Source organism: Victivallis sp. Marseille-Q1083 (assembly GCF_903645315.1).
Taxonomy (GTDB): Bacteria; Verrucomicrobiota; Lentisphaeria; order Victivallales; family Victivallaceae; genus UMGS1518.
On record NZ_CAHJXL010000001.1, the window covers coordinates 2,660,607 to 2,672,800 of the forward strand.

At 59.2% G+C, this 12,194-nt stretch carries 13 protein-coding genes; 7 read left to right on the forward strand and 6 right to left on the reverse strand.

Translation table 11 applies throughout. The features are described 5' to 3' along the window. Positions 1-4: 4 nt before the first annotated feature. Complete coding sequence (locus tag HWX74_RS10930; protein ID WP_176013570.1) at positions 5-481, forward strand: PH domain-containing protein; 477 nt, start codon at positions 5-7, stop codon at positions 479-481. A 115-nt stretch (positions 482-596) separates the two neighbouring features. Next, positions 597-1,133: a rubrerythrin gene (gene rbr, locus HWX74_RS10935; protein WP_176013571.1), complete on the forward strand. Its 537-nt coding sequence runs from the start codon at positions 597-599 to the stop codon at positions 1,131-1,133. Positions 1,134-1,214: 81 nt separating this feature from the next. Here the strand turns inward: rbr and HWX74_RS10940 are convergent, their stop codons facing one another. Next, the gene (locus HWX74_RS10940; protein ID WP_176013572.1) at positions 1,215-3,617 is read right to left on the reverse strand and encodes a DUF4091 domain-containing protein; all 2,403 of its coding nucleotides are present in this window, start codon (positions 3,615-3,617) and stop codon (positions 1,215-1,217) included. Positions 3,618-3,654: 37 nt separating this feature from the next. Between HWX74_RS10940 and HWX74_RS10945 the strand changes: the two genes are divergently transcribed. The 5 genes from HWX74_RS10945 to trpB all read left to right on the forward strand — a co-directional run bounded on the left by HWX74_RS10945 (position 3,655) and on the right by trpB (position 7,776). Continuing rightward, entirely contained in the window at positions 3,655-3,960 is a 306-nt protein-coding gene (locus tag HWX74_RS10945; RefSeq protein WP_176013573.1) for a hypothetical protein, read from the forward strand. Between the two features lie 57 nt (positions 3,961-4,017). Then, the gene (locus HWX74_RS10950; protein WP_176013574.1) at positions 4,018-4,566 is read left to right on the forward strand and encodes a LemA family protein; all 549 of its coding nucleotides are present in this window, start codon (positions 4,018-4,020) and stop codon (positions 4,564-4,566) included. Between the two features lie 59 nt (positions 4,567-4,625). After that, positions 4,626-4,976 (forward strand): hypothetical protein, encoded by a 351-nt coding sequence (locus HWX74_RS10955; protein ID WP_176013575.1) that lies wholly within the window; start codon positions 4,626-4,628, stop codon positions 4,974-4,976. Positions 4,977-5,081: 105 nt separating this feature from the next. Then, entirely contained in the window at positions 5,082-6,503 is a 1,422-nt protein-coding gene (gene pyk / locus HWX74_RS10960) for a pyruvate kinase (protein ID WP_176013576.1), read from the forward strand. Between the two features lie 46 nt (positions 6,504-6,549). Next, positions 6,550-7,776 carry a tryptophan synthase subunit beta gene (trpB, locus tag HWX74_RS10965; protein ID WP_176013577.1) on the forward strand — a complete coding sequence of 409 codons (1,227 nt, stop codon included), beginning with the start codon at positions 6,550-6,552 and terminating at the stop codon, positions 7,774-7,776. 61 nt (positions 7,777-7,837) lie between these two features. On the opposite strand, the gene phoU is transcribed toward trpB, so the two are convergent. From phoU to pstS, 5 genes are read right to left on the reverse strand one after another with little or no spacing between them, the layout of a single operon-like run. Further along, positions 7,838-8,515, reverse strand: a complete 678-nt coding sequence (gene phoU, locus HWX74_RS10970) for a phosphate signaling complex protein PhoU (protein ID WP_176013578.1) — start codon at positions 8,513-8,515, stop codon at positions 7,838-7,840. Between the two features lie 37 nt (positions 8,516-8,552). Next, positions 8,553-9,326 carry a phosphate ABC transporter ATP-binding protein PstB gene (gene pstB / locus HWX74_RS10975; RefSeq protein WP_176013579.1) on the reverse strand — a complete coding sequence of 258 codons (774 nt, stop codon included), beginning with the start codon at positions 9,324-9,326 and terminating at the stop codon, positions 8,553-8,555. After that, positions 9,316-10,182 carry a phosphate ABC transporter permease PstA gene (gene pstA / locus HWX74_RS10980; RefSeq protein ID WP_176013580.1) on the reverse strand — a complete coding sequence of 289 codons (867 nt, stop codon included), beginning with the start codon at positions 10,180-10,182 and terminating at the stop codon, positions 9,316-9,318. The genes pstB and pstA overlap by 11 nt, the downstream gene beginning before the upstream one ends. Continuing rightward, a complete protein-coding gene (gene pstC, locus HWX74_RS10985) occupies positions 10,183-11,124 on the reverse strand; it encodes a phosphate ABC transporter permease subunit PstC (RefSeq protein ID WP_176013581.1) in 942 nt (313 codons plus the stop codon). Positions 11,125-11,142: 18 nt separating this feature from the next. Continuing rightward, on the reverse strand, positions 11,143-12,168 hold the full coding sequence (gene pstS / locus HWX74_RS10990) for a phosphate ABC transporter substrate-binding protein PstS (protein ID WP_176013582.1): 1,026 nt from the start codon (positions 12,166-12,168) through the stop codon (positions 11,143-11,145). Positions 12,169-12,194 lie beyond the last annotated feature (26 nt).

The following is a 12,194-nucleotide window of genomic DNA, read 5'->3' on the forward strand; positions in this document are numbered from 1 at the left end:
GACGATGTTGATGATCGGGGAAACGATACTGGAAAAAAACAAATTGTCCTGGCGGAATTACTGGCCGGCGTTGGCCGGCTGGGGAATGTTGTCGCTGCTGGCCGCGGCGGCGGTATATGCCGTGCTTTTTCTGGGCATCAAACTGGCTGTCTGGCTGGCGGCGGTCTGGTCGCTGACCGCGCTGCTGCCGTTCCTGCTGCTGGTGTTGCCGTTCTATTATTTGCAGGTGTGCTCCAACTGCTACACGATCACCAGCCAGCGCATCATCGCCCGCCAGGGATTGCTGGAGAAGCATATTCAGGAGGTGCGGATCGTCGATATCCGTTCGGTGAATATGCATCAGAGCTTCTGGCAGCGTATCTTTCACATCGGCGATATCTTCATCGGCACCGCCGGCACGGCCGAGGTGGAAATCAGCATGCGCGGCGTCGGCCACCCGGAAGCGATCGTCGAATTGATCAATTCCAAACGGATTGCTTGAAAAATCCATTTTTCCGGAGGAAATGATTTGACATCCGGGAAAAAACAGTTATAATAATAGTAATCATTATTAAAAATGATTACAATGGAACTCAACCCAACTTTAGGAGACGATCATGGCTGAACTCAAAGGAACGAAGACGGCGCAGAATTTGGCAACCGCGTTTGCCGGCGAATCCCAGGCGCGCAACAAATACACTTATTTTGCCAGCGTGGCCCGCAAAGAGGGCTACGAGCAGATTGCCGCGATCTTCGAGGCGACCGCCAACAACGAGAAGGAACACGCCAAGCTGTGGTTCCAATTGCTGGACGGCATCGGCACGACGGCGGAAAATCTGGAAGCGGCCGCCGCCGGGGAAAATTATGAGTGGACCGATATGTACAAGGGCTTTGCCGAAGAGGCCGAAGCCGAAGGATTCGGCGACATCGCCCGGATGTTCAAACGGGTCGGCGAAATCGAGAAACGCCATGAAGAACGTTACAAGGCGCTGCTGGCCAAGGTGAAGGATGGCCGGGTTTTCTTCGATTCCGAAGTGAAAATCTGGGAATGCCGCAACTGCGGTCATATCTGCGTCGGCACCAAGGCGCCGGAAATCTGTCCGGTCTGTAAGCATCCGAAGGCTTATTTCGAGATCGAAGCGAAGAATTACTGAGCCGTTGCAGATTCGGGAATTCCGGGGATTGAAGCGATTCAATCCCCGTTTTTTATCCGCCCGCGGAGAAAGGAAGCGCGGTCACTGGTTCAGTTCGGCGGCGATTTCCGCCCGGATGCGGCGCAATACCGCCGGATCGCGGGTAAATTCGTCGATATCGGTGGTCACCGCTTTCACCAGCTGCCGGGTCCTGGCTTCGCCGAAACGTTCGGCATGCAGTTTGAGGTATTCATAATCTTCCAGGCCGTCGCGGATGTTCATCAGCCGGACGGAGTCCAGCGCTTCGCCGTCCGGGCCCGGATAACTGAGCCGTCCGTCGCCGTGCAGGAAATCCGCTACATTGTTGTTGACGTACCAGTTGATTCGGGGGCCGTCGCCGTGCCGGACCGGTCGGTCGTTGCGCCGGCCCGGCGGGTTCCGGTCGGTCAGGCTGGTGCCGGACCAGATGTTGACGCCCCAGTAGAGCAGGCCGGCCAGTTGTTCATTCCAGCACTGCCAGAAGATAGACCGGCTTTCCAGCAGCGGGCTGTGCAGGTTGAATTGCGGAAACTGGTCCGGCAAACTGGCCATCACATAACCCCAGACCGGAACTCCGGCCGCTTGCATCGGTTCGATCTGGTCGCGGCGGCAGCGGGGCCAGAACACGACCAGTTCATCGACGCCGACCGCCCGGGCCGCTTCGGCGGTCAATGCGCAGCGCAGCGTCGAGACGAACGGGATTTGCGGGTACAGCTCTCTGGCGGCGGCGATATAGGCTTGAATGGCCGGAAATTTATCGCGGGACATTTCGTCGAAGCCGTAGAAGAATCCCCGCTCCAGAATGCCGGCTGTCCGGCATTGTTCGATCAAAGGACCTACTTTTTCCTGCAGTTGCCGTTTGAAGTGTTCCAGCGCCGCTTGACTCGGCGGTTCGCCCGAAACTTCCGGCGCGAAGGTCGACAGGGAGGCCAGACAGAATGCGTTGATTTCATCAAGCCAGGGCTCAATGTCCTGCCGGAAGTCCGGTACGTGATCCCAAAAAAAGACCGGCGACAGACGGTGGTCGATGAAAAATTGGTCCTGCCGGGCGTCGAGGGCCGCGAAATCCAGGGTTGGATACAAGGTCCGGTAATAGGCGTGGTCGGCAAAACGGCTCAAGTTGAAGAATGCCGTGCGGAACGATGGACGGGCCGGCAGCGTGAACGGCTGAACGGCGATGCTGAAGGGGATTTCGATTGCCGTATCGCCGTCCGACAACTTGACCGTGCCGTGATAGTTGCCGGCCGGCGTGCCGGCCGGGATGTGACAGCAGACCCAGAGGCTCTGCGCCCAACCCGGTTCCAGCGACAGGCTTTCCGGCTCCAGCAGAACGTCCGGCGACCAGTCCGGAATCGATTCGGTTTCGGCCGGATGCAGCAGTTGGCGCGGCACCGGTACGCAGGCGACCTGGTACGTTTTGACACAATCCGGCGGCAGGGAATTGCCGGCATCATCGGCCGGAGCGGTTATTTCGACTCGGACAGGTTCTGGTGCCCGGCCGGGGGCTGCCAGCAGCGCAACCTGAAAGGATTCGTATTCATTGCCGGCGGCCAGCAGCCGTCCGGCGGCCGGATCGGCGGAATCCGGCAGCGAAGACGGGTAGACCCGCCGCATCGAATTCTGCAGCCAGGCGATGAAGGACGGAGCCGGCCGGGAGGCGGGGACGGGGTGAACGGTCTGCGATTCGGTGAACTGGAGAGCGCCCTGCGGATTGCTGCCGGTCAGGCGCAATTGATATTCCGTCAATCCGGCCCGTTCCGGATCGGCCGGCAGCGACAGGCGAACCGGCCCGCTGCCCTGGCTGGCGGCCAGGACTTTTGTCCCCTGGAGCAGCTCGGCGCGCCAGTCGGCCGCTTCGGGCGAATAGGCGCGCACCTCCAGGGAACCGGGGCCGAAGAGGTTGGCGGCCGCCTGGCAGTAAACGAAACGCGGCGGCGGCGTTTCCAGCGCCAGATCGGTGAAATCCACTTCGCCGGACAGATTCCAGAAGAGCACGTACACCCGGACTTTTTTGACCGGCAGCGGCGGCTGCCACTCCTTGGCAAAGGTCTGCCAGCCGGCTTGTTCCGCCGGCCGGATGGCGAGGTCCAGTTCGCTGAATGAACTGCCGTCGATCAGTTCGCAGTCGAGACGGCAGCCGTAGTAGAAAGGAAAATCCGGCCCGAAACGGACCGGTCCGTGTTGGCGGGTCCGGCCGGAGAGCCGTAAGGTGGCCTGATAAGGTTCGTCGAAAACGACATCCTGATAGAGGCCGTAAATGCCGGAGCCGGTCGGATTGGTCATCCGGACAAAATGAATGCCGTCCCGGGAATGGAGGTCGGCGCCGTTGAAATAATCCTGCCAGTGGTTTTTACCCTCCCGGAAATCGCCGTTGTCAAGCAGATTGTCCGCCCAGACATTGGCGGTGAAAATCACCGCGAGCAAGAACAGAGCCGCCCGGTAGAAACGCCGTCCGTCGATTTTCATGTGATATCCTCCCGGAGTCTTTCTTATTTTTACGCAATTGAAAGAGTTTGTCTGCAATGGTAACGAGTATAGCCGGTTTTTTCAGAAAATCAATCAGCCGCGGCGGGAATGGCCTGGAAATTTTGCGCTTGCCGGCCAGTCCGGCGAAACTGCGAAGCGTAAAAATGAACGAAATTTTGCCGTTGTGCGGTTTGGACCGGTTGACAACCAGATGGTTGAGGGTATTGTTCTTTCAGTTGTCGGGCATCGGTTGTATGGGTTGAGCGGGCTGCAGGCTGAGGCGCATTTCGGGACTCAGGCGCAGGCCTTGCGTGAAGAACGCGCCAAGTTGCGCGGGAACTGAATTTGATGACGGCTTTTCTTGATCGCCCGTATTTATGAAAAAAAGGAGAAAACGAAGATGTTGGGAGTGGTTTTGGTCATCGCTGCAGTGGCGGTAATCGTCGGCGTCTGCCTGTGGTACATCGCGGTGGTGAATCGTTTCCGGGTTTTGCTGGTCAAAATCGAGGAGACCGATTCCGGCATCGAGGTGGCGTTGACCAAACGTTACGATCTGTTGACGAAAATGGTCGCGCTATGCCGGAAATACGCCGAACGTGAGGCCGGAGCGTTGTCCAGCCTGGTCGAACTGCGGCGGGGAATGGATGTGAATGGCCGGAGCCTGGCCTGCCGGAGGATGGATGAAGTTTCCCGGCAGATTGCGGAATTGGTCGAGGCGTATCCGGATCTGCGTTCCAGCGCGAATTTCAAAGAGCTGCAAACGGCGGTCCGCGAGACGGAAGAACGGTTGCGGGCCGCCCGGCGGCTTTACAACGGCAATGTTTCCGTTTTCAATCGACTGCTGGCGACCTTTCCGGCCGGTTGGGTGGGCGGGAAACTGCATTTGCGGCCGCGGGCCTTCTTCACGGCGGAGGAGGCTGAAAAAGCGAATGTCGAAATGGCGCTTTGAAGGGATCAGGCCGGCCAGCGCAGGGAAGCTGAAGGGACGGCGATTCAGATTGCGGCCTGATGGACAGCCGTTGTGATGCATTCATCGCCATGCGTCTGGATGAGCCGGCAACACTACAGGTTGCCGCCGACTGGTGGGAACATTATCTGTCCCCGGAGATTGCCGCGGAGAATATCCGCTGCAATGGCTGTATGGCCGAAGCGGGGTTGCGGTGCGCCCAGTGCGCCGCCTGTCCGCAGTGGCCATGCCGGTTGCCGGAGGAGCTCTACCGCTTTCCCGGCGAGGCGGCGCAGGATTACCGGGATTTGTTCGGGGGCGGTCGCCCGCATTGGGGCGGAACGGCGTTCGGTGCTTGGAGCGTGATTCGAGGGTTGGAGGCGTCCGGAGGGTGGAATCCTGAAAATTGGTAAAATCCTGCCGGCGCAAATGGGAATTTGCGAATTATCATGTATGTTATAAGGGATGATAACCTACATGATTTCAGGCGAAGAATTGAGGAGTGAAAAATGTCTCGAATGAAACGAACCAAGATCGTCGCGACCATTTCGACGATGAACTGCGAAGTGGATTTTCTGCGCCGCTTGCACGCGGCCGGCATGGATGTCGCCCGTTTGAATACCGCCCATATGAGTTTGGAAGATGCCGCGCTGATGGTCAACAACATCCGGCAGGTTTCCGACGATATCGCCATCATGATCGATACCAAGGGGCCGAATATCCGGACCTGCAATTTGAACGATCCGCTGCCGGTGGCCAAAGAGGCCGTCGTCGACGTCTCCTCCGGTACGGTGGCGCCCGGCAGCGGCTTTCAGGTCAACTACAACAAATTCGTCGACGAAATTCCCGCCGGCAGCCGGATCATGATCGACGACGGCGAGGTGGAGTTGATCGTCGACCGCAAGGTCGGTCGGGTGCTGAAATGCCGGGCGCTCAACGACGGCACAATCCGCAATCATAAATCGGTCAATGTGCCCGGCGTCGAGATGAACATGCCGGCCCTGACCGCCCGCGACCGGGAATTCATCGATTTCGCCATCGAAAACAAACTGGACTTCATCGCCCACTCCTTCGTCCGCAGCCGTGACGACGTCATGGCGGTACAGAGCATTCTCGACACCAGCGACAGCCCGATCGGCATTATCGCCAAGATCGAAAACCGCCAGGGCGTCAATAATTTGAGCTCGATCCTCGACGTCGCTTACGGCGTGATGGTGGCGCGGGGCGATTTGGGCATCGAGATTCCGCTTGAGGAAATTCCGTTGATTCAGAAGCATATGATTTACGAATGCATGCGCCGCCGCAAACCGGTGATCACCGCGACGCAGATGCTGCAGAGCATGGAGAACAATCCGCGGCCGACCCGGGCGGAGGTCAGCGATGTCGCCAACGCCGTGTTCGACGGCAGCGACGCGGTGATGCTCAGCGGCGAAACGGCGCAGGGCAGATATCCGGTCGAATCGGTGGCGATGATGACCCGGATTCTGCTGGAAACGGAACGGACCGCCAGTAAGCTGTTCGCCCGCATCGATGAAATTGAAGCGCCGCGCGACGCGGTCAGCGCCTATCTGGTCAAGACGGCGCTGCAATCGCCGTCGAAACTGCCGATCCGGGCGATCATCTGCAATACGGCGACCGGCCGGTCGCCGCGGATGTGCGCGGCCTATCGCGGTTCGGTGCCGATTTACGCCTTCAGCTACAATCCCGGCGTGGTGCGCCAGTTGACGCTGAGCTACGGGGTCTGTCCGCTGCATCGCGATTACCAGGAGAATTTCACCGACCTGGTGCAGGTGCCGGTGAAACGGCTGCTCGAAGACAAAAAAATCGATCGGGACGATCTGGTGGTGTTCCTCGGGCGCCACTCGCTGACCGATCAGAGTTCGGATTTCTGCAGCATTGTCCGGCCGCGCGAACTGGCCATTGACGAAAAAGAACAATAAATTGGTTTTGAATTGCCGGAAACGGCGAACAGTGAGATGAGAGGTTATGGATTATCGGACTTATTTCAAGAACTATCCGGATCGGGACGGCCGGTTCGGGCCTTACGGCGGGGCAATTTTACCGGAAGCGTTGCGCCCGGCTTTCGAAGAGATCACCAAGGCCTATCAGGCGATCTGCCACTCGGCCCAGTTCATCAACGAATTGCGCCGGATCCGGCGTGAATTCCAGGGCCGCCCGACGCCGGTGTACCATTGCGACCGGTTGTCGCGCAAGCTCGGCGAGTGCCAGATTTACCTGAAGCGCGAAGATTTGAACCATACCGGCGCCCACAAGCTCAACCACTGTATGGGCGAGGGGCTGCTGGCCAAATTCATGGGCAAGAAACGGCTGATTGCCGAGACCGGCGCCGGGCAGCATGGCGTGGCGCTGGCGACGGCGGCGGCTTATTTCGGGCTGGAATGCGAAATCCACATGGGGGAAGTCGACATTGCCAAGCAGGCGCCGAATGTGACGCGCATGAAAATCCTCGGCGCCAGGGTGGTGCCGGTGACCCACGGCTTGAAAACCCTGAAGGAAGCGGTTGATTCGGCGTTTGAGTCTTATCTGCGTTCTTACCAGGATTCGATCTACTGCATCGGTTCGGTGGTGGGTCCGTATCCTTTTCCGCTGATGGTGCGTGACTTCCAGATGTGCGTCGGCGTCGAGGCGCGCGAACAGTTCCTGGAGATGACCGGCATATTGCCGGATGCGGTCTGCGCCTGTGTCGGCGGCGGCAGCAATTCGGCGGGCATGTTTTCCGGTTTCCTGGCCGATCCGGTCGATATCTACGGCGTCGAACCGCTGGGAATCGGCAGCGGCGTCGGCCAGCATGCCGCGTCGATGACGTTCGGCAAACTGGGGGCGCTGCACGGTTTCGAAAGTTATCTGCTGCAGGAAAAGGACGGCCAGCCGTCGCCGGTCTATTCGATCGCCAGCGGGCTGGATTACCCGTCGGTCGGTCCGGAACATGCGCTGTGGCACGATTTGGGCCGGGTGAAATATGTGACGGCGACCGACGAGGAGGCGGTGGACGCTTTCTTCAAATTATCGCGTTACGAAGGGATCATTCCGGCGCTGGAAAGCGCCCATGCCGTCGCTTATGCGATGAAACTGGCCAAACAGATGGAAACCGGGGCGATCCTGGTTTGCTGCAGCGGCCGCGGCGACAAGGATGTCGATTATGTCGCCGAACATTACGGCTACGGGGAAAATTATCGTTTCCCGGAAGAGTGAATGAGTCAAAAGCTGCCGCCCGGTTGCGTCGGGCGGCAGCTCCATTGATTTGCTGCCGCCGTTATTTCACTTCGCTGAGATTTTCATGGCGGACGATTTTGCCGCTTTCCAGGTAAATGACGTCCTCGCCGATGTTGGTCGCGCAGTCCGCCATCCGTTCCAGGTTGCGGAATACGCTCAGCAAATTCAAATAATAGTCGGTCGCCACCGGATGGGCGGCGATCAGTTGCCGCAACCGTTCGAAGGATTTTTTGAACTGATCGTCGACGACGTCGTCGTGGCGGATCACTTTCAGCGCCTCCGCCGTGTTGCGGTCGATCAAAGCGTTCAACGCCAGTGTCAGCATGGAGCGCGCTTCGTTGCACATCGGCAGAAAGTCGATATCCGCCGCTATTTCGGTGCCCGGGTTCGAGGTGACGATATCCACGGTTCGTTCGGCGATGTTGACCGCCAGGTCGCCGATGCGCTCCAGCTCCGAATTGACCTTGAGGAAGGTGATCACATAGCGCAGGTCGCCGGCAACCGGCTGGTGCAGCGCCAGAATCTTCAGACATTCCTCTTCGATATTGATCTCTTCCAGATCGATCAGCCGGTCGCCGGCGATCAGGTCGGCCGCCAGTTTGGCGTCGCCGCGGGAAATCGCTTCAACCGATTGCCGCACCACCTCTTCGACGGCGGCGGCCTGGGCGGCGATCATATTCCGCAACATGGTGATTTCGTTATAAAAGTGTGCTCTCATGAAAAGGTCTCCGGTTGGAGGGTTTGGGCAGTTCGGATCAGCCGAAACGGCCGGTGATGTATTCTTCGGTTTTCGGATTCGACGGCGACGTGAAGATTTTCTCGGTGACGTCGCACTCGATGATCCGGCCTTGGAAAAAGAAGGCGGTATAGTTGGAAATGCGGGCCGCCTGCTGCATATTGTGGGTGACGATGACGATGGTGAACTGTTTCTGCAGTTCGAGGATCAGATCTTCGATTTTGGCGGTGGCCACCGGGTCGATCGCACTGGTCGGTTCGTCCATCAGCAGAATTTCCGGCCCGGCCGCCAGGGCCCGGGCGATGCAGAGCCGCTGCTGCTGGCCGCCCGACAATGCCAGACCGCTGGATTTCAGTTTGTCGCGCACTTCATCCCACAGCGACGCCTGGCGCAACGCCTGTTCCACCCGGTCGGCGATTTCGCTTTTCCTGAATTTGAAATGCAGCTTCAATGGATAGGCGACGTTGTCGAACACCGACATCGGAAACGGGGGCGGCTTTTGAAAGATCATGCCGACTTTGCGGCGCAGCTCCAGTACGTCGACCGTTTCGTCGAAGATGTTGCGGCCGTCAATCAGCACCTCTCCGGAAGCGCGCTGGTCCCGGTACAGTTCGAAAATCCGGTTGTAGACGCGCAGGTGCGTTGATTTGCCGCAGCCAGAGGGACCGATCACCGCGGTCACCTGATTGGTGTGGATTGCGATATTGTTGTCGAACAGCGCCTGGGTCGAACCGTAATAGAAATTGAGATTGCGGACGACGATTTTATCGGCATTGGTTGGTTTAGCGTCCATGCTGTTTCTCCTTGAATAAGACGCGGCAGCTGATGTTTAAGAGCAGGATGATGACGGTGACGACCAGCGCCGCTCCCCAGCCGGCGGCATGCATCGATTCGTACGGCGAATTGGTGGTGTATTCGTTGATCAGCACCGGCAGGTTGGCGGTCGGGCCGCTGAAGAATCCGCTCGGCCAGTAATTGCTGAACTGGGCGGTGAACAAAAGCGGCGCGGTTTCGCCGGTCACCCGGGCCAGCGCCAGCAGGATGCCGGTGATCAAACCGCTTTTCGAGGCCCGGAAGATGATGCAGAGCGTCGCCCGGCAGCGGGTCATGCCGAGGGCCAGCCCCGCTTCCCGCAGCGAATCCGGCACCAGCAGCAGCATGTCTTCGGTGGTTCGCATCACCACCGGAAACATGATGATGCCGAGCGCCACGCTGCCGGCCAGGCCGGAGGCCGCCCCCATCGGTACGACCAGCAGCGTATAGACGAACAGGCCGACGATGATCGACGGAATTCCCATCATGACGTTGGCGGCGAAACGGATCAGGTGGCCGGTCCGGGAATCCCGGCCGAATTCCGCCAGCGCGATGCCGCCGAGGATGCCGGGCGGAATGGTCAGGATTGCCGCCGTCAGCGTAATGCAGACGGTGCCGAGCAGCGCGTTGGCGATACCGCCGTCCGGAACGCCGGCCGGCTTGCTCGGCTCCAGCAGGAAGGTCAGGTCGATGACCGCCGCACCGCGCCTCACCACGCTGGCCAGAATCCACAGCATCGCTAGCACGGCGACGGCGACCGCCGCGACCGACAGCAGCCGGATGAGCCGGTCGGACAGTTTCCGCCAGAATAAAGGTCTTTTTTTCCGGTTGTTCATTTAACGTTTCCCCATTTTACGGCCAAGTGCCACCAGGTAGTATTGCGCACCGATCTGCACGGCCAGCGACAGCAGCAGCAGCAGCAGGCCCATGCCGAACAGCGCGGCGCGCATCATGCCGTCAGCTTCGGCGAAGTTGTTGGCCAGCGTCGCCGCGATGGTCGTGCCGCAGGAAAAAAGCGAATCCGGCATCTGCTGGATGTTGCCGATGACGAACAGCACCGCCATCGTTTCGCCCAGCGCCCGGCCCAGGCCGATGAAAATGCCGCCGAGCAGGCCGCGGGCGCCGTAGCGCATGACGATATCGCAGGCGGTTTCCCATTTGGTGCAGCCGATGCCGTAAGCCGATTCCCGCAGCACGTTCGGGACCATTTTGAAAACGTCGCGCATCACCGCGCAGATATACGGCAGAATCATCAACGCCAGGATCAGGCCGGCGGTCAGGAACCCGAAGCCGTTGTAATATTCGCCGACGAACGGCAATTGCCCCAAACCGAGGGTTTCAACCAGAAATGGCATGACGTAGTTCTGCATGATCGGCACCAGGATGAACAGGCCCCACATGCCGAAGATGATGCTCGGAATGGCGGCCAGCAAGTCGATCGCCTGGCTCAGCACCGCCGCGATTCCCGGCCGGGCGTCGACCAGATAGAAGGCGGTGACGAAGGCGAACGGAATGGCGATCCCCAGCGCGATGACGGTCGTCACCACCGTACCGGCCAGCGCGTTGAACGCGCCGTAATGGTTGGCTACCGGGTCCCATTCCGTCGACCAGATGAACGACAAGCCGAATTCACGCCAGACCGGCAGGGAGCTGACCAGCAACTGCAGGAAAAAGCCGGCCATCACCACCAGCGGCAGCCAGGCGCAAAGGACGCTCAAGCTCATGAAGCCTCTGTCCAGCCAGCGTCCGCTCGGCAAACAACGCTTTCGATCGATCATAGCCAGGTCCTGCCGGGGTTAGGGCTGCCAATTGAATTGTTGCTGCCAGAGCTGACGGAGTTTGTCGCACAGGGAGTCCGGCAGCGCTACATAGTGCAGTTTCTCCGCCACTTCGGCGCCGTCGGTCAGACACCAGTTGAAATAATCGAGCATTGCGTCGCATTTGGCCGGATCGTTCTGTTCGGCTTTGAGCACGATATAAGTCAGGCCGGTGATCGGCCAGCTCTTTTCGCCGGGCTGGTCGGTCAGTACCATATAGAAGCCCGGCGCATTGTTCCAATCGGCGTTGGCGCTGGAAGCGGTGAAGCTTTCCAGTTCGGCGCTGACGATGTTGCCGTCGTGGTTCTTCAACCTGGCCATTGCCAGTTTGGTTTCCAGCGCATAGGTGTATTCGGTATAACCGATGGCGCCGATGCTTTTGGCGACGTTGTTGCAGACGCCCGGGTTCTTCTGGCCGCCGATGCCGACCGGCCACTTGACTGCCGGGCCGCAACCGACCTTGTTGGCCCACTCTTCGGAAATTTTGCTCAGATAATTGGTGAAGATGAAGGTGGTGCCGGAACTGTCGGCGCGGTGGACGACCGAGATCGGCAATTTCGGCAGTTTCAGGCCCGGATTCAGTTTCTGAATGGCCGGATCGTTCCACTTTTTGATTTTGCCGAGGAAAATGCCGGCCAGCGTCGCCTGGTCCAGTGCCAGGGTATTGTTTTTGATGCCGGGCAGGTTGTAGATGACTACCACGCCGCCGGTCAGCATCGGAAACTGGACCAGGCCGGCCGCTTTGAGCTCTTCGGCGGTCAGCGGGTTGTCGCTGCCGGCGAAATCGATCGTGCCGGCCTTGATCTGGTTCAGGCCGGCGCCGGAACCGATCGACTGGTAATTGACCTGGACATCCCGGTGTTCTTCGCCGTATTGGTAAGTCCAGACCTGGTAGACCGGCGCCGGGAAACTGGCGCCGGCGGCGTTGATCACGGTCTCGGCGGCTGCCATTCCGGTTCCGAACATGCCGGCCAGCAGTGCGGCCATCCAGCGATATTTTTTCATAAGTTGCTGTCTCCCATGATAAATTT

Bases quoted from the DNA above. Each gene is read 5' to 3' on its own strand.
- HWX74_RS10955 (WP_176013575.1), top strand. From the start codon at position 4,626: ATGGACAGCCGTTGTGATGCATTCATCGCCATGCGTCTGGATGAGCCG.
- phoU (WP_176013578.1), bottom strand. From the start codon at position 8,515: ATGAGAGCACACTTTTATAACGAAATCACCATGTTGCGGAATATGATC.
- pstA (WP_176013580.1), bottom strand. From the start codon at position 10,182: ATGAACAACCGGAAAAAAAGACCTTTATTCTGGCGGAAACTGTCCGAC.
- HWX74_RS10930 (WP_176013570.1), top strand. From the start codon at position 5: ATGTTGATGATCGGGGAAACGATACTGGAAAAAAACAAATTGTCCTGG.
- HWX74_RS10940 (WP_176013572.1), bottom strand. From the start codon at position 3,617: ATGAAAATCGACGGACGGCGTTTCTACCGGGCGGCTCTGTTCTTGCTC.
- pyk (WP_176013576.1), top strand. From the start codon at position 5,082: ATGAAACGAACCAAGATCGTCGCGACCATTTCGACGATGAACTGCGAA.
- trpB (WP_176013577.1), top strand. From the start codon at position 6,550: ATGGATTATCGGACTTATTTCAAGAACTATCCGGATCGGGACGGCCGG.
- rbr (WP_176013571.1), top strand. From the start codon at position 597: ATGGCTGAACTCAAAGGAACGAAGACGGCGCAGAATTTGGCAACCGCG.
- HWX74_RS10950 (WP_176013574.1), top strand. From the start codon at position 4,018: ATGTTGGGAGTGGTTTTGGTCATCGCTGCAGTGGCGGTAATCGTCGGC.
- pstS (WP_176013582.1), bottom strand. From the start codon at position 12,168: ATGAAAAAATATCGCTGGATGGCCGCACTGCTGGCCGGCATGTTCGGA.
- pstB (WP_176013579.1), bottom strand. From the start codon at position 9,326: ATGGACGCTAAACCAACCAATGCCGATAAAATCGTCGTCCGCAATCTC.
- pstC (WP_176013581.1), bottom strand. From the start codon at position 11,124: ATGATCGATCGAAAGCGTTGTTTGCCGAGCGGACGCTGGCTGGACAGA.